This window comes from Clostridium fessum (genome assembly GCF_003024715.1).
In the GTDB taxonomy this organism is placed as follows: domain Bacteria; phylum Bacillota; class Clostridia; order Lachnospirales; family Lachnospiraceae; genus Otoolea; species Otoolea fessa.
Window position 1 is genome coordinate 1,009,062 of sequence record NZ_PYLO01000001.1, and the last position, 20,976, is coordinate 1,030,037.

Sequence of the window (20,976 nt, forward strand, 5' to 3'; positions counted from 1 at the left end):
TCCCAAAAACACCGTCATCATCGACATGACCGTCATGCAGGGGGTGAGGGTGACAGTTGCGGCAGTCGGCAGGGGGTATCCCAAAACTGCTGTCACCACCGTCACCGCTGTCACCCCAAAGGACGGTCACCCGCCGAAAGAAAGGAGGAATCCGCCTATGCCTTATGCAATCCTGCGTTTCCAGAAACGAAAAGCGGGCGGCGTTGCGGCTTGTGAACGCCACAACGAGCGGAAGAAAGAAGCCTACAAAAGCAACCCAGATATAGATATGGAACGCTCTAAAAACAATTACCATCTCATAGCACCACCAAAGTACACCTACAAGAAAGAGATTAACCGCATGGTAGCCGAAGCGGGGTGCAGGACAAGGAAAGACAGCGTGATGATGGTGGAAACGCTCATCACAGCTTCACCAGAATTTATGAACCAGTTACCGCCCGAAGAACAAAAAGCGTATTTCCAGACGGCTCTTGACTTCATTTCGGAGCGTGTTGGAAAGCAGAATATCCTCTCCGCTGTCGTCCATATGGACGAGAGAACGCCCCATATGCACCTCTGCTTTGTGCCGATTACGCCAGACAATAAGCTGTCAGCGAAAGCTATCTTAGGCAACCAGAAATCATTATCCGAGTGGCAGACCGCCTACCATGAGCGGATGTCCTCACGGTGGAATCAGCTTGAACGGGGGCAGTCCTCAATGGAAACCAAGCGGAAACACGTCCCCACATGGCTCTATAAATTAGGCGGCAGGCTTGATAAACAGTATGAAGAAATCGTGTCTGCCCTATCCGACATCAACGCCTTTAACGCAGGGAAGAAAAGGGATAAAGCGTTAGATTTACTCTCTGCATGGCTGCCAGACGTGGAGAAATTCTCTAAGGAAATCGGGAAACAGCAGGCGTATATCGACAGTTTGAAAGAGAGAATTGGGCAGGAATCAGACTATGCGGGGCGTATGCGTGATGAAAAGTACGAGCAGGAACTAAAGGTGCAGAAAGCGAATCAGAAGATATTTGAATTGCAGAGAACCAACGAGCAGATGGGGCGGCTGCTGTCAAAAATACCGCCCGAAGTGTTGGAAGAATTGCAGAAAAATCATAGAAGCAGAGCGAAAGAAAGGTAGATATGTGAATGAAGAAACAGGATTTTAAGGTGTTAAAGACCAAAGACTTGTACCCGTTCCCCGACAATCCGTTTCATGTGGCAGAAGATGAAACACTGTCAGAGTTAGCGGAAAGCATCAAGGAATTTGGCATTGTCACGCCGATAATCACACGCCCGAAAGAGGACGGGGACGGTTATGAAGTGATTGCAGGACAGCGGCGTGTCCGTGCTTCTGAACTTGCAGGGATAAATACCGTGCCTGCGTTTGTCCTGCCCTTAGACCGTGACCGAGCCATCATCACCCTTGTAGACAGCAATTTGCAGCGTGAGAATATCCTGCCATCGGAGCGGGCGTTTGCTTACAAGATGAAATCCGAAGCCATGAAGCGGCAGGGTTTCCGCACAGACTTAACCTCGTCACAAGTTGTGACGAAGTTGCGGACGGACGACAAGGTGGCACAGGGCTTCGGCGTGGGCAGGATGACCGTGCAGCGTTTTATCCGCCTGACGGAACTGATACCGCCGATTTTGCAGATGGTGGACGAGGGGAAAATCGCCCTCACGCCTGCGGTGGAACTGTCCTTCTTGAAGAAAGACGAGCAGGAAAACCTCTTTGCCACGATGGAGAGCGAAGAAGCAACGCCCTCACTCTCACAGGCACAGCGGATGAAACAGTTAAGCCAGAGCGGGCGGCTTGACATGGATACGATATTTGCGATTATGACGGAGGAAAAGGGCAACCAGAAAGAAACCTTGAAAATCAACACAAGCAAGCTGAAAAAATACTTTCCGAAGAACACAACGCCGAAGCAGATGGAGGAAACCATCATCAAACTTTTGGAGCGTGAGTTGCAGAGGAAACGCAACCGTGACAGCCGCTAATCTTCTTTTTTCGGGAAGTAAATACAGAGAGTTGAGGTATGGAGAATGAGAGAAATCCAGTATGAAATCGTAAAGGAAATCGCAGTATTGTCTACGGGCGACAGTGGCTACACAAAGGAAATCAATCTCATTTCATGGAATGGGAAAGAGCCGAAGTATGACATCCGCAGCTTTTCCCCGAACCGTGAAAAGTGCGGCAAGGGAATCACGCTGAACGCTGATGAAGCGGCGGCACTCCTTAAAGCATTACAGAAAGAATTAAACAGCGAGGATTAATGGTATCTGATTGGCAGGGCGGGGACATTTCCAAACTCTTCCCTGCCCTGTCTGGAAAGGAAGATTTAAGTATGGGCGAGGATAAGAAAGCAGATAAAAAGAGAAAGCGTATCGTGCCAAAAGCACCAGTGCAGATGATAATCAGCCGTGAATATGTCGGCACACAGACCGTTACAGAAGCGTTTGTCCCGATTATCTCCGAGGATATTCGGAAGAAGATTGCCGAGGGCGACACCTTCGACAATGAGGGGCTGTCCGCTTAGAATGTACGCAATGGGACATGAAAACAGATAGGACAGATACGGAGGTTTTACAGTATGGCAGGAATCAAAGAAGAAAAGAAAATCTATTTAGTCGGCATTTATTGCCGCTTATCTAAAGACGATGGTACGGATAACGAGAGTGCGAGCATTGCGACACAGAAATCCATCCTCACGGATTATGTGAAAAAGCAGGGATGGCACATAGCAAAAACGTATGTGGACGATGGTTATTCTGGTACAAATTTCCAAAGACCAAGTTTCCAGAATATGATAAAAGACATTGAAAGCGGTCTGATAAACTGCGTGATTACGAAAGATTTATCCCGTCTGGGGAGAAACTATCTTGATTGTGGGTTATATCTGGAAGTTTTCTTCCCAGAGCATAACGTGAGGTATATAGCGGTCAATGACGGCGTAGATACCTTGAATAAATCTGCTATGGACATCACGCCTTTCCGCAACATTTTAAACGAAATGTATGCCGCTGACATATCTGTTAAGATAAAATCGGCATATCGGGCGAGGTTTCAACAGGGGAAATTCATGGGAACTACCGCCCCTTATGGCTATATCAAAGACCCTGCCGACCACAACCATCTGCTGATAGATGATAAAGTGGCACATGTTGTAAAAGAGATATTCGACCTTGCATTAAAAGGGAATGGAGTTGCCAAAATTTGCAGACATCTTAATAAACAGCATATCCTACGCCCTGCCGCTTATGCGGCGGAGCGTGGCGAAACAGGCTTTGAACGTCATTTTGAGGGGAACGAGGACAAACGCTATATTTGGAGTGGGAACAGCGTGAGGAGCATTTTAAGAAGCCCGATATATGCGGGAAATCTTGTAGGCTACAAACGGATTGCCGCCAATATGAAAAGCAAGAAACGCCCCTCTAAGCTGCCCGAAGAATGGGAAGTGATACCCAATACCCATGAGGGAATAGTCACGCAGGAGGAATTTGATATTGTCCAACAGCTTATTACAAGTCGTAGGCTTCCACAGAACAAGGGAGGATTTGTAAATATTTTTGCAGGCGTTATCAAGTGTGTGGACTGCGGATGTGCTCTGCGGGCAATGAACGTACACAGGAGGAAACGCCCAGAGATTATCGACTGTGTACAGTATTCATGTAATAATTATGCAAGAAACGGAAGAAGCGAGTGTAGTGCCCACAATATAGAAGCAAGGGATTTATTCAATGCCGTTCTTGCCGACATCAACTGTTTTGCGGATATGGCAGTGAATGATGAAAAGGCGGTCAGGGCCATAGAAAAGCGGCTCACGGAAACAGACCAGAGCAGGGCGAAAGCATTAGAGAAAGAACGTAAGAAGCTGAACAAACGCCTTGCGGAACTGGACAGGCTGTTTTCCTCTCTCTACGAGGATAAGGTCATGGAGCGTATTACCGAGCGGAATTTTGAGATGATGTCGGGGAAATACCAGAAAGAGCAGCTTGAAATTGAAGCAAGGCTGAAAGAGGTGACGGAAACTCTTAATGAAAGCTACGAGAAATCACGGGGAATCCGTGACTTCCTCGCCCTTATCCGAAATTATCAAGGCTTAAAAGAACTGGATGCAACAGTTATAAACGCACTCATAGACAAGATACTTGTTTCGGAGCGTGAGAAGATGGCAGACGGAACAGTGAAGCAGGAAATCAAGATTTACTATAAATTCATCGGCTTTGTCGATGAATTACATATCATACCTACAAAACGGTGGGCAGCAATGCCCGCTAAAAATTGTACGGTGTGCGGCGTTGAATATGTCCCGGGCTCTGGTGCATCAAGGTATTGTCCTGCTTGTGCCAAGAAGATACGGAGGGAGAAATCAAACGAGAGCAAACGCAGGAGCAGAGAACAGAAAAGGATAGCATGTATGAACTGTCCGCAAAAAATGACCGACTGACGTCGTACCGATGTATACCAGATCCGACGCATCACAGTCATGGTCAGTCACGCTCGCTACATGGTCGTAGACAAACTCGCTTGCAAGTTTTCTGCGGTCCTCCGCCGTATTCTTGCGGTGTGTTCCCAGTGCAACCACAACCGCAATCTGGTCATATCCCACGCCCATCTCATCGTGCAGATATTTTACCAGGAGCTCGCAGATCACGTCCTGACGCATCCAGAAACGCGTCATATCACTGATCACGATCGTAACCGGATCGGTCGGTGCAATCAATTCCTTTAACGGCTTCGTGCCAATCACACCATCCGTCACACAATGCAGAAATTCTGCTTTTATATCTTCAATGACCCGCATCTTATTTTCATACAGGTATTTTACACTCTTCGCTCCGTCAACCTCAAAATCGACCGCCGACGTTCCGTACTTTAAATGTACTTGCTCCATTGTCTTTCTCCTTCACATTTCCTCATCTGCGTTAAACATTTGCACTTTAAACCACTAAAGCATATAATAAAGCACCTGTTTTGTCAAGTCTTTCACAAAACAGGTGCTTTATTTTTATAATTTATATGATATTTTTCAATCTTCCCGGTACGCCGCATACATCTGCGTCGTCGCCATATCCGAATGTCCAAGAATCGTCTGAACCGCCCGCATGTCTGCACCTCTCGCAATCAGGTGCGCCGCAAAGGAATGGCGCAGCGTGTGCGGCGTGATATCTTCCTCAATCCCGGCTTTCTCGCCGTAATATTTGATAATCTTCCAGAATCCCTGCCGGCTCATCGCGCCGCCCGTACAGTTGACAAAGAAATAGTCCGATCCCTTTCCACGCAGCAGCTCGTTTCTCGCATGTTCCAAATACTCCTCCAGCGCTGCTTTCGCCGAACGTCCAAATGGGATCGTCCGCTCCCTCTCCCCGTCGCGACAGACCAGAAATCCAATGTTCATATTGATATCTTCCATCTGGATCCCTATAAGCTCTGACACCCGGATTCCGGTCGCATATAAAAGAGCCAGCATCGCCTTGTCCCGAATCTCCTTCGGTGTCTGCCCGGATGGCTGTGCCAGAAGCGCTGATACCTGATCGACACTCAGGACCACCGGCGCCTTTTTCTCCACTTTCGGCGCATGCAGACTTTCCGCCGGGTTCCGCCGGATGCATGCCTGCATACATTCATAATTAAAAAACGCTTTCATCGCCGCCATCATCCGTGAAATGGTGGTAGGCGCCTTTCCCTGCTCTTCCATATGAAGAATATATCCATGCAGGCTGGTCTTTGTCACCTTCGCCGCCTCCCGGATCTCTTTCTCCTCCAGATAAGTAATCATCTGCATCAGATCTCTCCGATATGACTGTACGGTATTTTCTGATGCCTGTTTTACCTCCCGCAGGTACTGTTCAAATCTGTCTACTTCCCCTCTCATACTTCCCCAATCTATTCTCGTAACCATTTCCGCCATTCTTTTATTCACGGCATTTTCTGCCAAAGCCCCAGCCTGCAGGGCAAATATCGTTCCGCGGCAATCCTATCGATTCCTCCATCTGAACCATCCATTCTCCTGAGGTTTTCTCACCCTATCTGCAACTTACCTTCTTCTCCACAAACAGGGCTTTTATCGTCCGCAGGTATCATTATATCTACATTTTCCCATAAAATCAAACATAATTTTCCCCACTTTTCCTACATTTTTCGACTGATTTACATAAAAATACAACATATGGTGCGTCCACTTTTTTCACCCCCATATGTTGTAAATTTTGAATTATATTTTTATTCGGACAGCCCCATTAAAATGGGCAGTGTGAGACCAGTAATGATACAAAACCAGGATTCAGCCACACTTCCAGCGCAGTTCCCATCCCCAGCACCAATAAAAGGATTAAAAATCCAGCCGTCCGTATCCGCCTCTCCTTTGCAAGCGCCCAGGAAAGAAGCAGCCAGAACACAGGAATATAAAACACCACCTGTGGAAATAACGTTGCCACAAATACAGGCAGTCCCCAAAAACCGCCCCAGCCAGTAAATCCTGCCAGCAGCCATGCCTGCTCCAGACCTAAGACGAGACAAGCACCCCACGCAGCCAGACATGCGACCGGCGTCATACCTGCCAGCCACAGCATCAGCGCCATCCCTGACCGCTGCAGCCAGACCTGAAAAAACAAAGTTCCCCGGCTGGCTGCCTTCATTCCGGCGTTTAGATGCCAACCGGCACCCGATGGATCTCCAATTCCTTGTCCAAGCCTCGCTGCCAGCACACTTTCCAGCCCGGCATGTCCGCTCCCGGACGAAATTTGAAAACAAACGGCTGCTATCGTCCCCAATACAATCCCAAGGATCCAAAAAAACACTGATACATCCCAGGTACTTAAAGCCGGAAGCCGGAATCTCCTTTTCACATGCAATCCCTGCCTATTCCTTTGTTACCTTATCTGTATTCAGTGTTTTTTATAATATGCCTTTATATCTGCCTCTATATGCTGTTAGCTTCATGCGTCTTTCAGCGTTTAATCCATATATTTATTTCATCACAGATGCTCACAGTGCTTCGCTGATCCTTATTTTTACTTCTGTCCTGCTTTGCAGGCATACGCCAGAATCGCGGACACAGTCTTTCCATCCGTCAGCTCTCCTGCGTAGATCCGTTTCAAAAGGTCGGAAAGTTCCCACGCCTCTACCTCAATCTCCTCGTCCGGGTCAAGATGCTGATGGGTTTTCTTGAGATCGCGTGCCAGAAAAATATCCAGCGCCTCATCACAGAACGCGATCGTTGTGTTGACGCTCATCAGATATTCCAGATGATCACAACGGTAGCCCGTCTCCTCCTCCAGCTCGCGGTACGCGCAGTCAATCTTCGCCTCATCCAGCGAATCCAGCTTACCAGCCGGAATCTCCAGTGTATAGCGGTCCAGCGCATTGCGGTACTGACGCACCATGAGAATCTTTCCATCCTCCGTAACCGGAAGCACCGCTGCCGCGCCGTCATGATGGATAAAATCCCATTTTGCCTGATGTCCGTTTACCTCGACGGTATCTTCGTACATTTTCAAGATGGTTCCCTGATATTTTAACTCTCGTTTCAGGCGTTTGACCGGCACGGACTCCAGCGATGCCTGCTTTTCTACTTTCTGTTCCATATTTTCTCACCCTTATATCCAGGTTCCTTCTGGGTTCTTTTTCAACATTTTTTCACTATTTCAGGTCGATGCACTTCTCATAGCATGCGTCACATGCCTTGATAACCGCATTCCGCAAACCATACTCCTCCAGGACGCTGACCGCATAGATCGTCGTGCCGCCCGGCGAGCAGACATCATCTTTGAGTGCGCCCGGATGCTTGCCGGTCTCGAGTACCATCTTCGCACTGCCGACAACGCCCTGCGCCGCCATCCGGTAAGCCACATCTCGCGGCATGCCGTACTTAACGCCCGCATCTGCCAGCGCCTCGATGAACATATAGATGTATGCCGGTGCACTGGAACTGATACATACAACCGCATTCATCATATATTCCGGAACGATCTCCATCATACCAAAAGATTCAAAGAAATTGCTGATCATCTGCTTTTCTGTCTCTTCAAACAGCTTCTTGTCGTAGCAGACACCTGTCATACCCTCGCCGATCAGCGCCGGCGTGTTCGGCATCGCACGCACGATACGGCGGTCACCGCCCAGCTTCTCGTTGACACTGTCAATCGTGATACCCGGTGCAATCGAAATAATAATATTTTCTTTCGTTACATGGTCCTTGATATCTGCCAGTACATTGTCATAAAACTGCGGTTTTATAGCTAATACGATATATTTTGCATTTTCCGCACAATCCTGGTTTGTGTCAACCGCCTTGACACCTGTCTCTTTCTCTATCTGTGCCACTCTCCGGCGGTTCAGATCCGTAAAAGTGATGTCTTCCGTTTTATATTTGTTCAGCAGGCTTCGCATGATCGCATAGCCGATATTTCCCATTCCGATAAAACCAATTTTCGCCATAATCTTTGTCTCCCTCCATATGCCATCCGGCACTTCCCTGCCGGATGAGCCTCCATTTGTTGTCTGACTGCAGCTGCTCTTTCCAACAGCCACATCTGGCTTTCTATTCAGCATCTTGATAACGGTTCAATCTTCTTACCATTACGCCACAATAAATGCATGAAGCTGCTAAATAATCACTATTTTTCAACTCTATCATGCTATAATACTCGTCTTTTGGACAGTTTGCAAGCAAAATTTCTCCGCCTGCCTTCACGCTCACGATCCTTTATTTTACCCTGCTCATGCAAATTTTCAGTCTGTCCGAAAAACAGAGTTTCCGTTTTCCGCTTCATGAAAAAAACCTGTATTTTTCTGTTTTTCTTTCTCTCTCAAAAAAGATGTAAAGAATGTGCCTTGGCACATTCGGGCGTCTCGCGCGGTCGCTTGCGACATGTTTCTTCTTCGCGCGAGTGCGCATCCTCGCGGAGCGTTTTTTTGTTTCATAGGACGCAATTTCCCATGAAACAAAAAAGTCTTATGAATGTAATGTATCTTCATCCATAAGACTTTTATTTTCATGCTCAAGTTTACTCCATGCAGCCCTGCTGCCGGGTTTTATTTGGCGTACTCGGTAACTCTCGATTCACGGATTACATTGACCTTGATCTGTCCCGGATACTGTAACTCTTCCTGAATCCGCTTTGAAATCTCTCTCGCCATCAGAACCATATCATCGTCGCTGACCTGTTCCGGTACAACCATGATACGCACCTCACGACCTGCCTGAATTGCGTAGGATTTATCAACACCCTTATAGGAGTTCGTGATATCCTCCAGCTGTTTCAGACGGTTGGTATATGTTTCCAGAGTCTCTCGTCTCGCACCTGGACGTGCCGCTGAAATCGTATCAGCTGCCTGTACCAGACATGCAATCAAGCTCTGTGGCTCTACATCGCCGTGATGGGCTTCCACTGCATTGATAACGGTTGCGGACTCTTTGTACTTCTTACAAAGCGCCACACCCAGTTCTACGTGGGTTCCCTCCTGCTCGTGATCGACTGCCTTTCCAATATCATGTAATAAACCTGCACGTTTGGCGGTCCGTACATCGACGCCCACCTCAGCCGCCAGAAGTCCGGCTAACTGTGCAACCTCAATCGAATGCTTCAATGCATTCTGACCGTAACTTGTCCGGAATTTCATCTTACCAAGCAGCTTGACAAGTTCCGGATGGATACCATGAATGCCAACTTCCAGAAGAGCCGCTTCGCCCTCTTCGCGCATCATGTTTTCCACTTCTTTCTGTGCCTTCTCTACCATCTCTTCGATTCTGGCTGGATGAATCCGTCCATCCACAATCAGACGTTCCAGTGCAATACGCGCTACCTCTCTCCGGATTGGATCGAAGCCAGACAGGACAACTGCCTCCGGCGTATCGTCGATGATCAGTTCCACGCCCGTCAGAGTCTCCAGTGTACGAATATTTCTTCCCTCACGTCCGATAATTCGTCCCTTCATCTCATCATTCGGAAGCTGTACGACTGATACGGTTGTCTCAGCCACATGATCCGCAGCACAGCGCTGAATCGCTGTCACCACATAATCCTTGGCTTTCTTCTCTGCTTCCTCTTTCGCTTTCGCCTCGAGATCTTTGATCAGCTTCGCCGTATCATGCTTTACATCTTCTTCCACGGAACGCAGCAGATATTCCTTTGCCTGTTCAGAGGTTAAACCGGAGATCTTCTCCAGTTCCAGCATACCTTTCTCATAGAGAGCCTCTGCCTCCGCAGTCTTTCTCTTGAGTGCCTCCTCCTTGACATTCATACCCGCTTCACGCTTTTCCATCGCTTCTGCTTTTTTGTCCAGGTTTTCTTCTTTGCTCAGTACACGTCTTTCATAGCGCTGAAGCTCAGCTCTTCTTTCCTTTGTTTCTTTCTCAAGCTCATTCTTTGTCTTTAACGACTCTTCCTTCGCTTCAAGGAGAGCTTCTCGCTTCTTTGTCTCAGCAATTTTCAATGCTTCATCTATTATTTCCCTGGATCGTTCTTCTGCGCTTCCAATCTTCGCCTCATATGTCTTCTGGCGATGCTGGTTCGCAACGACCCAAGTAATAGCTGCTACAATAACACCTGTAACGATAACCGCAATTATTACTTGTGACACAGGAGCACCTCCTTATTTAGTTTTCATTGTACGAAAATACAATACTATAATTTTAAACGGTTTTATACAGTATGTCAAGCAGAATAAGCGCTTCCTAACCAGCTTCCTGAGACACCTTCAGACAGCATTCTGTTCTGTTTCATAATACATTTGCACGTTCACAGTCATGAAACAAAATCCATTCAAAATTATCTTTGGTAAATGACTCTGCGCCTGAAAGTCAACTAAGTGCATCCTCCTGCTCCTTCATCTCTCTCCGGATATCTTCCCATGAAAATCCCCGCCTCATCAGATAGGCAATGATCTTTTTTTCCTCCTCCGGCGCTGTCTCTCCCGCCCTGTAATGCTTCTTCTCAAGCAAGACGCGGATTGCCTCGCCCGAATCATGTTCTGTCTCTTCCAGCTGCTCCCGGATGATCTCGCGCGATATGCCTTTTCGCTGCAGGTAAAGCTTCAATTCCGCCTGGCTTTTCCGCTTTCCATGAACCTGCAGGTAATTCGCCGCATATCTGGCATCGTCCACAAAATGATATTCCTGCAAAAATCCAATCGTCTCCTGCACGATCGAATCCGGATACCCGTCCTGGAAAAGGCGGCGGCACATTTCTCCTTCCGTCCGGTCCTGCACCTTCAAAAGATTCAGCGCCCGCTCATGTGCCCGGCGGCTTAAAAGATCCAAAAGCTCCCTCTCCGTTCTTTCTTCCAAAACCGCGCCCTCACAGACACCGTATTTTTCTAATTCCCCATTATATAAAAGAAAGGCAAAGTCCTCATCCGTGAAAACTTTGCACTTTCTCTTATCCAGGGATTCTACGCGTTCAATCCGCATATACAGCCCCTTTTCATAGCTACAGTTCACACGCTGCCAGCTGTAACTTTTCCTGTCACTGTTCACACATATGTACCCTGTAACAGGATTTTGCTCTATTTTTCGTCCTCTGCGTCCACTCCTACCGGCGGAAGCTCCGTCGGTGCTTCCTTGGACGCCTCCGGCACCATCGTGTCTTCGGAAAGTCCGTATTTGACACGTACCTTGTTCTCAATCTCAAGGCAGATTTCCGGATTTGCTGCCAGGAAATTCTTCGCGTTCTCGCGTCCCTGACCGATCTTGCTGCCCTCATAAGCATACCAAGCGCCGCTCTTCTCCACGATGTTCTCCTTCGCCGCCAGATCCAGGATATCGCCCTCACGGGAAATACCTTTTCCGAACATGATATCAAACTCTGCCTCACGGAATGGCGGAGCAATCTTGTTCTTCACAACCTTGATGCGGACACGGTTTCCAATCACTTCGCCACCCTGCTTCAGAGACTCAATTCGGCGGACATCCATGCGGACAGAAGAATAGAACTTGAGTGCCCGTCCACCGGTCGTAACCTCCGGGTTTCCGAACATGATACCAACCTTCTCACGCAGCTGGTTGATAAAGATAACGATACAATTTGAACGGCTGATTGCTGCGGTCAGCTTTCTGAGTGCCTGCGACATCAGACGTGCCTGCAGACCTACGTGGGAATCACCCATCTCGCCGTCAATCTCTGCTTTCGGAACCAGTGCGGCAACCGAGTCCACAATCACGATATCGATCGCACCGGAGCGCACCATCGTCTCGGTAATCTCAAGCGCCTGCTCGCCGTTGTCCGGCTGGGAGATATACAGATTATCGATATCAACACCGATCTTCTTCGCATATGCCGGATCGAGTGCGTGCTCTGCATCGATAAATCCAGCGATACCGCCTCTCTTCTGTACTTCTGCCACCATATGCAGGGCAACCGTCGTCTTACCACTGGACTCAGGTCCGTATACCTCGATGATTCGTCCCTTCGGAACACCGCCCAGTCCCAGTGCAATATCCAGGCTCAGGGAGCCGGTCGGAATCGTCTCTATATTCATATTCGCACCAGAATCACCCAGCTTCATCACTGAGCCTTTTCCGTATGCTTTCTCAATCTGTGTCAACGCAGCATCCAATGCTTTCAGCTTGTCTTCTTTATTCATCTTTCCCTCCAAAACGCCGCTCCGCGGCCAATCACGAACAAATGTTCTAAATTTAGTTCTATCATAGCGGATCCGGCTGTAAATGTCAACTGTTTTCTTTTGGTTTTCCCCCGGACGCACTGCAGGATGCTGCCGGATCTATAACCTGATTCTGCGATTCAAAGTATCTACAATTATATCATTTTCCGGCTGGTTCTGTCTATTATTTTGACGAGAAAAGCTGCTGCCAGAACTGTATCATACGGAATTTTCAGTTCAGAAAATTCCGTACGATACAGTTACGCTGCCACCATTACTGTTCACACAAAACCTTCCGTTGCAAAAATGCCTGCCTGTACACGTCATATGGCACCGCCCCGCTTCTACTCTAACAGCCGCCCGATATCCAGCGCCCCCCAGCCCTGTTGGTTGCGCGGCAGCTCCAGATCCACTGCCCGCTCTTTAAAGCGAAGCTTCACATCCCGGTTCGTCATGTCCGGGTTCTGCTCCAGCAGAAGCGCCGCCGCCCCCGCGACAAGCGGCGTAGACATGGACGTCCCGCTTTTAAAACGGTACCCGTTCCGCCGCAGGTTACAGCTCACAATCCGTGATCCAGGCGCCACAATGTCCGGCTTGCAGATGCAGGCGTCCGTCGGCCCCCGCCCCGAATAGTCCACCATCCGGTTGCCTGCCACCTCTACCTCCCGGTCATCATCCGCACATCCCACCGTGATGACCTTCCGGCTGATCCCCGGCGTTGTGATCGTGTGCGCGGCTGGACCATTATTTCCCGCTGCCACCACGACCACATACCCGGCATCCCACGCCGCATCGACACCGCGCACCAGCGCCGAATCTTCGCTCATTCCCTTCGGTGTAAAGGAGCCAACCGATATATTGATAATCCGGATCCCGTACTGGCTGCCATTCTGGCGCACCCAGCGAAGCCCTGCCAGCACATCCGATACATACCCATTTCCCCTCTGATCCAGCACTTTCAGGCAGACCAGCTGCGCCCCCGGCGCCACACCCTGATAGCGTCCCGCCGACGCCGTGCCGCTGCCGGCAATCATCCCTGCCACATGCGTTCCATGCCCATTGTCATCATACGGCTGCTGTTTTTTCTTAAGGAAATCCCGAAATCCGTAAACGCAATTTTCCAAATCCGGATGCAGAAATACCCCTGTGTCCAGGATCGCCACCCCGACGCCTTTTCCTGTCAGTCCTCGTCTGTACGCCTCATTGCAATGAATCCATTCTCTCGCCCGGTTCACAGGAAAAAGCCCCCATATTCTTCCCTTACTGTTAGAATATGGGGGCTTTCGCCGTATGTGAATGCAGCCTCTTATTTGTGGAAGCTGTAATAGACGGTTCCGCCTGCCAGTCCACCGCGGAACTGCGCCAGCTCACTGACCGTCACCAGCTGATAGCCGCGCTCCACAAGCGCCGGAATGATCGTGACTGCCGCGTCACCGGAAGCATTGTAAAGCTCATGCATCAGAACCACCGAGCCATCTTTTACCTGGTTTAACACGGTCTGCACCGACGAAGCCGCATTGCGCGTCTTCCAGTCCAGCGTATCCACATTCCAGAGTACGATCGGCTGGCTGATATTGGCAAGCACAGTGCTGTTTTTTCCACCGCCCGGAAGACGGACTGTTTTCGGTGCCTCGCCTGTGATCGCGGCAACCGCCTGATTGCAGGCCTCCACCTGCTGACGAATCTCCTGTGCGCCTAACTTCTGGAGATACTTGTGATCCTGCGTGTGATTTCCAATCTCATGCCCATTGGCATACATCCGCTGAATCTCACTCTTATAGGAATTCACACGGTTTCCGACCACATAAAAGGTCACACGGCCGCCGTACTGTTCCGCGCAATCCATGATGCGGTTTCCAACCGGGGCATACGGACCATCATCAAAGGTCAGTGCCACCATCGGTGCATTCGGATCGATATAACGACCGCCGCTGGCTACCATTCCATCCGGAACCTGGCTGTCCCCCTGCTCCGTTCCCTGTGTCTCAGAAGCAGTCTGTCCGTTATTTCCTGTCTCCTGGTTCTCTGTTGTCTGCTGTCCTTCCGCTGCGCCAGCATGATTCTCGCTGCCAGCAGCCGTCTGTGCATCCCCCGCCTCATTCTGGGAACCGGACGCCTGCTCCCGCCTCTGAATCAGCTCCATATCCGATGCCGGTCCGGACGGCACATCATCCGCATACGCCGCAAACGACGCCCCTACCGTACAGACCGCCGTAAGTAACAGTGCTGCTGCTCTCATTTTCCATGTTTTTCTCATACCGCTCCAAACCCTCCAAATCGTTTTCTTTTTCTTCTGCCATTCCGATGCAATCCGGAACAGCCGACCATGTGACATACTCACGTACAATGGTTTTATTATATCACACTCTTTCTTTATTAAGAACACTTCGTCCCATTTTACTTCTTACATTTTTCTGACAAGGTTAGTGTTCACGCATACGTGCCCGGTAACGGAATTTGCCGTGGCTTCGCAATTAAATACGGCAAATTCCTGCTGCCGCCACGTTCTCTTATGACGCTTTCGATCCCAAATGTGCCTGTAAACAGTTCCAAAGAATATTCATAAGTATTTTTAATAAATATTTCATATTGTGTAATACACCTAATATATGCTATGATAAAAATGATGTCGTTACGCATCACAACGCGTGCAACGTAACACATGGAGTTTATTGACAAAAGAGTTGAAAGGAAGTAACAAATGGGCGGATTTTTTGGTGTCACATCAAAAACAAACTGTACACTGGATCTTTTTTTTGGTACGGACTATCATTCCCATCTGGGAACACGACGCGGTGGTATGGCGGTTTATGGAGAAAACGGTTTCAGCCGTTCTATCCACAATATCGAGAATTCCCCGTTCCGTACAAAATTCGAGCACGATGTCGATGAAATGCAGGGTAACATGGGCATCGGCTGTATCTCAGATATGGAACCGCAGCCTCTGTTAATTCAGTCGCACTTAGGAAGCTATGCCATCACCACAGTCGGCAAGATCAATAATGAAAAAGAGCTGATTCAGGAAGCATTTAAGAAAGGGCATATTCATTTCATGGAAATGAGCGGCGGCAAGATCAATGCAACCGAGCTGGTCGGCGCCATCATCAGTCAGGCAGATTCCCTTGTTGAAGGTCTGAAACTGGCACAGGAAAAAATCAAGGGTTCCATGACCATTCTCCTGCTGACCCCGGAGGGCATCTATATCTCCCGTGACCGCCTCGGACGTACCCCGGCGATCATCGGACGCAAAGATGGTGCGTTCTGTGTTTCCTTTGAAAGCTTTGCATACATCAACCTTGGATACACGGACTACAAAGAACTGGGACCGGGCGAGATCGTCCGCATGAACGCCGACGGCGTAGAGGTACTCAGCCCGGCTCGCAAGGAAATGAAAATCTGTTCTTTCTTGTGGGTTTACTACGGTTATCCGACCTCCTGCTACGAAGGAATCAACGTCGAGGAAATGCGGTACCACTGCGGTCGTATGCTTGCCAAACGCGATCAGTCCGACGCCGATCTGGTAGCCGGAATCCCAGATTCCGGTATCGCGCATGCAGTCGGCTACGCCAATGAATCCGGCATTCCATTTGCCCGTCCATTCATTAAATATACCCCAACCTGGCCACGTTCCTTCATGCCGACCACCCAGAGCCAGAGAAACCTGATCGCACGTATGAAGCTGATCCCGGTAGACGCCCTGATCCGCGACAAGAGTCTGCTCTTAATCGACGATTCCATCGTCCGCGGCACCCAGCTCGGCGAAACAACCGAATTTCTGTATCAGAGCGGTGCCAAAGCAGTACATATCCGTCCGGCTTGTCCGCCGCTGCTGTTTGGATGTAAATATCTGAACTTCTCCCGCTCCAATTCCGAGCTGGACCTCATCACACGCCGCATCATCCGCGACCGTGAGGGCGACAATGTTTCCCCGGAGCTTCTGGATGATTATGCAAACCCAGACAGCCAGAATTATAAGGAAATGGTCGAAGAAATCCGTAAACGCTTAAACTTTACCTCCCTGCAGTTCCACCGCCTCGACGATTTAATCGAGTCGATTGGTCTGGAACCGTGCAAGCTGTGTACGTATTGCTGGAACGGAAAAGAATAATGTTGTAGAATACGTTTCTATGATAACCAAAATGGCAGCCCATCAATTTCTGCTGATGAGCTGCCATCTTTATTCTGTTAATTCTCTGCCAATCGTTTTATCAGCACCGTGCCTTTATAGTTTATACAAGCACACCGCCAATACCCACATCACTTCTGCCCTGTCACCATCATATAACGGTTATGTGCGTCCTTCAGACAGGCAATGAGCGGCTTCTGAGTCAGTGCAAAATACCTTTCCCGGATACTCTGCTGCATCTCGTCCAAATCCGTTTTCAAACTCTTTCCAAGCAGCATCGACACAACAAAATTGCGCGTCACCGACAAAATCGTATTGCACTCCAGATCAAGAATCTTTCCCGTCGCCCGTTCTACTACAAAACTCACATAAAACTCGCCGTGCAGGCTGTAAATCGCGTCCTCCTTGCTCGGTTTCGCCTGACCTACAACCAGAATCGTATCATCCTTATACATTATATCGTTTCCCCTTTTCTTCGAAACTGCCCTGATAAAAGCAGTTTCATCCATATACTGGTTTTATGATACCATGTTCTTAGGAAAGGTACAAGCTACGCTTCCTCGGAACCATATAAAATATGTAGGATTAGTTACTGTTCACGCATACGTGCCCAGTAACGGAATTTGCCGTGGCTTCGCATTTAAATACGGCAAATTCCTGCTGCCACCACGTTTTCTTACGGCACTTTCGGTTCCAAAAGTGCCTACCCGTGAACAGTAACTAGGATTACAATACATCATAAAAGGAACCAAACGCTCTCACGAGAAAAGGGATCGAAATCGACCCCTTTTCCCACTCTTCTTAGGTTAACAAGTATGGTTAACAAATAGTTAACAAGTAATTAACAAATGATGTACTTTTTACTGCTTTTTACCACATCTAACCACCCTTAAAACCCTTGAAAAATCAATATTTTTTAGAATTTTCCAGCTGTAGCTGCTTCCTCAATCGAAACTGCAACCGCCACAGTAGCGCCAACCATCGGGTTATTACCCATACCGATCAGACCCATCATCTCTACGTGAGCCGGTACGGAGGAAGATCCTGCGAACTGTGCATCGGAGTGCATACGTCCCATGGTATCAGTCATACCGTAAGAAGCCGGACCTGCTGCCATGTTATCCGGGTGAAGGGTACGTCCCGTACCGCCGCCGGATGCTACGGAGAAGTATTTCTTGCCTTTCTCTACGCATTCCTTCTTATATGTACCTGCTACCGGATGCTGGAAACGGGTCGGGTTGGTGGAGTTACCGGTGATGGAAACGTCTACGCCCTCTTTCCACATGATCGCTACACCCTCGGTAACGTCATTTGCACCATAACAGTTTACTTTCGCACGAAGTCCCTTGGAGTAAGATTTTCTCCACAGTTCTTTCACTTCGCCTGTGTAATAATCCATCTCTGTCTCTACATATGTAAAGCCGTTGATACGGGAAATGATCTGAGCCGCATCTTTGCCAAGACCGTTTAAGATAACGCGAAGCGGTTTTTTACGGACTTTGTTTGCTTTCTCTGCGATACCGATCGCACCCTCTGCGGCTGCAAAGGACTCATGACCTGCCAGGAAGCAGAAGCAGTCGGTCTCTTCTTCCAGAAGCATCTTACCTAAGTTTCCATGTCCCAGACCTACTTTACGCTGATCTGCTACGGAACCCGGAATACAGAATGCCTGCAGTCCCTCGCCGATCGCTGCCGCCGCATCGGCAGCTCTGCGGCAGCCTTTCTTGATTGCGATTGCCGCGCCTACCGTGTAAGCCCAGCACGCATTTTCAAAACAGATTGGCTGGATCTTCTTTACCTGATCGTATACATCCAGTCCGGCATCCTTCGTGATCTTCTCAGCTTCTTCGATCGAAGCAATGCCATAGCTATTTAATACGGAATTGATCTTGTCAATTCGTCTCTCGTATGATTCAAATAATGCCATTGTGATGTTCCTCCTTAACTATGTACCCTGTGATTATTTGTTACTGTTCACGCATACGTGCCCAGCAACGCGATTTTGCCGATGCTTCGCATTCCAAATCGGCAAACTCCGATGTCAGAAATGTATCGTACGGAATTTTCAGTTCAGAAAATTCCTATCTATGTACAATAACAATTATTCCTGTCTCGGATCGATAATCTTAACTGCATCGTCTACACGGCCGTACTGACCTTTTGCCTTCTCATATGCAGTGGTCGGATCGTCGCCCTTCTTGATGAAGTCGGTCATCTTACCTAAGTTTACAAACTGGTAACCAATGATCTGATCTTCTTCATCCAGTGCAATTCCTGTTACATAGCCTTCTGCCATCTCAAGGTAACGCGGACCTTTTTTCAGAGTTCCGTACATCGTACCTACCTGAGAGCGGAGTCCTTTTCCAAGGTCTTCAAGGCCGGCACCAATCGGAAGCCCCTCTTCAGAAAACGCACTCTGCGTTCTGCCATATGCGATCTGGAGGAACAGCTCACGCATGGCGGTGTTGATTGCATCACAGACAAGGTCTGTATTTAATGCTTCCAGTACGGTTCTTCCCGGAAGAATCTCTGCTGCCATCGCTGCAGAATGTGTCATACCAGAACATCCGATCGTCTCTACCAGAGCCTCCTGAATGATACCTTCCTTAACATTCAGGGTCAGCTTACAAGCACCCTGCTGCGGCGCACACCAGCCAACACCGTGTGTTAAACCGGAAATATCCTTTACTTCTTTGGACTTAACCCACTTTGCTTCCTCCGGGATCGGAGCAGCGCCGTGATTTACGCCCTGGGCTACTGGACACATATTTTCTACTTCTTGTGAATAAATCATTGTAAGACTCCTTTCGAAATGATTGGATTTTGTACTTTGTTAATTTTATCACATCAATCCTGTCCCTATTATCTCACGAAATTCTCAATTCGTCCATAGGTTTTTTGTAACTTTTCAGACGGTTTTCTCAATCTTCTTTCTCTCCAAAAAAACATACAAAAACACGACAAAACTAACGAACAGAATACATCCCTTTACCATGCTGGAAATACTTAACGCCCACCAGATACCGCTAAGTCCCATCACAGAGGACAACAACACCGCCACTGGGATGCGCGCGGAGGTAAAGGTCACGCTGACGATCGACGGATACAGCGTCCGCCCCAGACCGGAAAACGCACCGATCGAGGTCTGTTCCACCATCATAAACATCTGGCTCAGTCCCACGATCCGCAGGTAATTGACGCCGAGCGCCATGACCTCTTCTTCCTGCAAAAAGATCGAGAACAGCGGACGCGCCATTCCGATCAGCAAAAATGTCGTGCAGAGTCCCCACGCCGCCGTCATCGCGATCGCACAGAAATAGCCGCGGCGCACACGGTCATACCGCTTCGCCCCATAATTCTGTCCGAGGAATGCATTGACTGCCGCCGAAAAGCCATCTCCGACCATCCAGGAAACGGATTCAATCTGACTGCCAACACGCTGTGCCGCCACTGCCAGATCACCCCATCCGGTGATAAGGCGGGTCAGAATCATCGAAATTCCTGCGTAAATCAGGTTCTGCACCGCCGACGGCACACCGATCCGCACGATCTCCCTCCAAACCTTCACTGGAACCAGCACCCAGAGACGCAGATGCGGAAACAGCACCTTTTCCCGCAGGACTGCCTTGAAAAACAGGAGGCTTACGAGCGCCTGTGCCGTGACCGTCGCAGCCGCTGCTCCGCTGACTCCCAGTTCCGGAAATGGTCCGATTCCAAAGATCAGCACTGGATCCAGTACAACATTGAATACAAGCCCCGCCACGTTGACGATAAACGGAGTCCGGCTGTTTCCCGCCGCCGTCAAAAGTCCGGTCAAGATCGCATTTAGATAAGAAAAGATCACAAGCCCACAGGCGATCCGCACATACCATTCTGCCTGTGCAATCACCTCCGGGCTGTTTAATTTAAAAAATCCAATTAACCGACTGGCTCCAAAGAGCGAAACCAGCCCATACAGCACGGCAAACAAAATCCCCAGCTGCAGCGCACCTCTCGCATACTGCGCCGCACTGTCATTTTCTCCCGCACCAAGACAATGGGCGGTCTTTACCTGACCGCCCGTTCTCGCCAAAATCGCAAATCCCTGGGAAAACCAGGTATACATACCTGCCGATCCCACCGCCGTGACAGCACCTGCCCCGAGGCGTCCGATCCACGCCATATCAGTCAGATTGTAAAGCATCTGAACCAGAGAGGTCGCCATGATCGGAAGCGCCAGCCGGGTCAGTGCCGGGGCGATTGCTTCATTCAGCAAATC

Annotated in this window: 20 protein-coding genes; 6 read left to right on the forward strand and 14 right to left on the reverse strand. The window is 49.1% G+C overall.

Annotation, left to right across the window (positions count from 1 at the left end):
- Positions 1 to 157: 157 nt before the first annotated feature.
- The 5 genes from mobV (at position 158) to C7U56_RS04725 (ending at position 4,436) form a co-directional block, all read left to right on the forward strand.
- Complete coding sequence (gene mobV / locus C7U56_RS04705; RefSeq protein ID WP_001820668.1) at positions 158 to 1,123, forward strand: MobV family relaxase; 966 nt, start codon at positions 158 to 160, stop codon at positions 1,121 to 1,123.
- 8 nt (positions 1,124 to 1,131) lie between these two features.
- Entirely contained in the window at positions 1,132 to 1,986 is an 855-nt protein-coding gene (locus tag C7U56_RS04710) for a ParB/RepB/Spo0J family partition protein (protein WP_000743700.1), read from the forward strand.
- A 45-nt stretch (positions 1,987 to 2,031) separates the two neighbouring features.
- A complete protein-coding gene (locus C7U56_RS04715; RefSeq protein WP_001206986.1) occupies positions 2,032 to 2,262 on the forward strand; it encodes a YdbC family protein in 231 nt (76 codons plus the stop codon).
- A 71-nt stretch (positions 2,263 to 2,333) separates the two neighbouring features.
- On the forward strand, positions 2,334 to 2,525 hold the full coding sequence (locus C7U56_RS04720; RefSeq protein ID WP_001820669.1) for a hypothetical protein: 192 nt from the start codon (positions 2,334 to 2,336) through the stop codon (positions 2,523 to 2,525).
- Between the two features lie 54 nt (positions 2,526 to 2,579).
- Positions 2,580 to 4,436 carry a recombinase family protein gene (locus C7U56_RS04725; RefSeq protein WP_001820670.1) on the forward strand — a complete coding sequence of 619 codons (1,857 nt, stop codon included), beginning with the start codon at positions 2,580 to 2,582 and terminating at the stop codon, positions 4,434 to 4,436.
- Here C7U56_RS04725 and C7U56_RS04730 read toward each other — a convergent pair.
- From C7U56_RS04730 to C7U56_RS04780, 10 genes are all read right to left on the reverse strand, one after another.
- Positions 4,359 to 4,883, reverse strand: coding sequence for a lactate racemase domain-containing protein (locus tag C7U56_RS04730; protein WP_107000336.1), 525 nt, complete (start codon positions 4,881 to 4,883; stop codon positions 4,359 to 4,361). The genes C7U56_RS04725 and C7U56_RS04730 overlap by 78 nt on opposite strands.
- Before the next feature lie 135 nt (positions 4,884 to 5,018).
- Complete coding sequence (xerA, locus tag C7U56_RS04735) at positions 5,019 to 5,912, reverse strand: site-specific tyrosine recombinase/integron integrase (RefSeq protein ID WP_338108846.1); 894 nt, start codon at positions 5,910 to 5,912, stop codon at positions 5,019 to 5,021.
- 316 nt (positions 5,913 to 6,228) lie between these two features.
- Positions 6,229 to 6,789 carry a hypothetical protein gene (locus C7U56_RS04740; RefSeq protein WP_146143907.1) on the reverse strand — a complete coding sequence of 187 codons (561 nt, stop codon included), beginning with the start codon at positions 6,787 to 6,789 and terminating at the stop codon, positions 6,229 to 6,231.
- A 213-nt stretch (positions 6,790 to 7,002) separates the two neighbouring features.
- A complete protein-coding gene (locus tag C7U56_RS04745; protein WP_107000338.1) occupies positions 7,003 to 7,575 on the reverse strand; it encodes an NUDIX hydrolase in 573 nt (190 codons plus the stop codon).
- A gap of 55 nt (positions 7,576 to 7,630) precedes the next feature.
- Entirely contained in the window at positions 7,631 to 8,428 is a 798-nt protein-coding gene (gene proC, locus C7U56_RS04750; RefSeq protein WP_022359673.1) for a pyrroline-5-carboxylate reductase, read from the reverse strand.
- A 597-nt stretch (positions 8,429 to 9,025) separates the two neighbouring features.
- Complete coding sequence (rny, locus tag C7U56_RS04760; RefSeq protein ID WP_107000340.1) at positions 9,026 to 10,573, reverse strand: ribonuclease Y; 1,548 nt, start codon at positions 10,571 to 10,573, stop codon at positions 9,026 to 9,028.
- A gap of 220 nt (positions 10,574 to 10,793) precedes the next feature.
- Positions 10,794 to 11,402, reverse strand: a complete 609-nt coding sequence (locus tag C7U56_RS04765) for a regulatory protein RecX (protein WP_107000341.1) — start codon at positions 11,400 to 11,402, stop codon at positions 10,794 to 10,796.
- 95 nt (positions 11,403 to 11,497) lie between these two features.
- Positions 11,498 to 12,574: a recombinase RecA gene (gene recA, locus C7U56_RS04770; RefSeq protein WP_107000342.1), complete on the reverse strand. Its 1,077-nt coding sequence runs from the start codon at positions 12,572 to 12,574 to the stop codon at positions 11,498 to 11,500.
- 362 nt (positions 12,575 to 12,936) lie between these two features.
- On the reverse strand, positions 12,937 to 13,827 hold the full coding sequence (locus C7U56_RS04775) for a S8 family peptidase (protein ID WP_107000343.1): 891 nt from the start codon (positions 13,825 to 13,827) through the stop codon (positions 12,937 to 12,939).
- A gap of 71 nt (positions 13,828 to 13,898) precedes the next feature.
- The gene (locus C7U56_RS04780) at positions 13,899 to 14,849 is read right to left on the reverse strand and encodes a polysaccharide deacetylase family protein (protein ID WP_107000344.1); all 951 of its coding nucleotides are present in this window, start codon (positions 14,847 to 14,849) and stop codon (positions 13,899 to 13,901) included.
- A 444-nt stretch (positions 14,850 to 15,293) separates the two neighbouring features.
- Here C7U56_RS04780 and C7U56_RS04785 point away from each other — a divergent pair, with 444 nt between their 5' ends.
- Positions 15,294 to 16,700: an amidophosphoribosyltransferase gene (locus tag C7U56_RS04785; RefSeq protein WP_107000345.1), complete on the forward strand. Its 1,407-nt coding sequence runs from the start codon at positions 15,294 to 15,296 to the stop codon at positions 16,698 to 16,700.
- A gap of 149 nt (positions 16,701 to 16,849) precedes the next feature.
- Here C7U56_RS04785 and C7U56_RS04790 read toward each other — a convergent pair whose 3' ends face one another.
- The 4 genes from C7U56_RS04790 to C7U56_RS04805 form a co-directional block, all read right to left on the reverse strand.
- Positions 16,850 to 17,173: a DUF3870 domain-containing protein gene (locus tag C7U56_RS04790; RefSeq protein ID WP_022359681.1), complete on the reverse strand. Its 324-nt coding sequence runs from the start codon at positions 17,171 to 17,173 to the stop codon at positions 16,850 to 16,852.
- 461 nt (positions 17,174 to 17,634) lie between these two features.
- Positions 17,635 to 18,645 carry a GGGtGRT protein gene (locus C7U56_RS04795; protein WP_107000346.1) on the reverse strand — a complete coding sequence of 337 codons (1,011 nt, stop codon included), beginning with the start codon at positions 18,643 to 18,645 and terminating at the stop codon, positions 17,635 to 17,637.
- Positions 18,646 to 18,819: 174 nt separating this feature from the next.
- Positions 18,820 to 19,512: an iron-sulfur cluster assembly scaffold protein gene (locus tag C7U56_RS04800; RefSeq protein WP_022359683.1), complete on the reverse strand. Its 693-nt coding sequence runs from the start codon at positions 19,510 to 19,512 to the stop codon at positions 18,820 to 18,822.
- Between the two features lie 114 nt (positions 19,513 to 19,626).
- Positions 19,627 to 20,973, reverse strand: coding sequence for an MATE family efflux transporter (locus C7U56_RS04805; RefSeq protein ID WP_333493370.1), 1,347 nt, complete (start codon positions 20,971 to 20,973; stop codon positions 19,627 to 19,629).
- Positions 20,974 to 20,976: the final 3 nt, after the last annotated feature.

Coding starts and splice junctions, on each gene's coding strand:
- mobV (WP_001820668.1), top strand. CDS start 158: ATGCCTTATGCAATCCTGCGTTTCCAGAAACGAAAAGCGGGCGGCGTT.
- C7U56_RS04710 (WP_000743700.1), top strand. CDS start 1,132: ATGAAGAAACAGGATTTTAAGGTGTTAAAGACCAAAGACTTGTACCCG.
- C7U56_RS04715 (WP_001206986.1), top strand. CDS start 2,032: ATGAGAGAAATCCAGTATGAAATCGTAAAGGAAATCGCAGTATTGTCT.
- C7U56_RS04720 (WP_001820669.1), top strand. CDS start 2,334: ATGGGCGAGGATAAGAAAGCAGATAAAAAGAGAAAGCGTATCGTGCCA.
- C7U56_RS04725 (WP_001820670.1), top strand. CDS start 2,580: ATGGCAGGAATCAAAGAAGAAAAGAAAATCTATTTAGTCGGCATTTAT.
- C7U56_RS04730 (WP_107000336.1), bottom strand. CDS start 4,883: ATGGAGCAAGTACATTTAAAGTACGGAACGTCGGCGGTCGATTTTGAG.
- C7U56_RS04745 (WP_107000338.1), bottom strand. CDS start 7,575: ATGGAACAGAAAGTAGAAAAGCAGGCATCGCTGGAGTCCGTGCCGGTC.
- proC (WP_022359673.1), bottom strand. CDS start 8,428: ATGGCGAAAATTGGTTTTATCGGAATGGGAAATATCGGCTATGCGATC.
- C7U56_RS04765 (WP_107000341.1), bottom strand. CDS start 11,402: ATGCGGATTGAACGCGTAGAATCCCTGGATAAGAGAAAGTGCAAAGTT.
- recA (WP_107000342.1), bottom strand. CDS start 12,574: ATGAATAAAGAAGACAAGCTGAAAGCATTGGATGCTGCGTTGACACAG.
- C7U56_RS04780 (WP_107000344.1), bottom strand. CDS start 14,849: ATGAGAAAAACATGGAAAATGAGAGCAGCAGCACTGTTACTTACGGCG.
- C7U56_RS04785 (WP_107000345.1), top strand. CDS start 15,294: ATGGGCGGATTTTTTGGTGTCACATCAAAAACAAACTGTACACTGGAT.
- C7U56_RS04790 (WP_022359681.1), bottom strand. CDS start 17,173: ATGTATAAGGATGATACGATTCTGGTTGTAGGTCAGGCGAAACCGAGC.
- C7U56_RS04795 (WP_107000346.1), bottom strand. CDS start 18,645: ATGGCATTATTTGAATCATACGAGAGACGAATTGACAAGATCAATTCC.
- C7U56_RS04800 (WP_022359683.1), bottom strand. CDS start 19,512: ATGATTTATTCACAAGAAGTAGAAAATATGTGTCCAGTAGCCCAGGGC.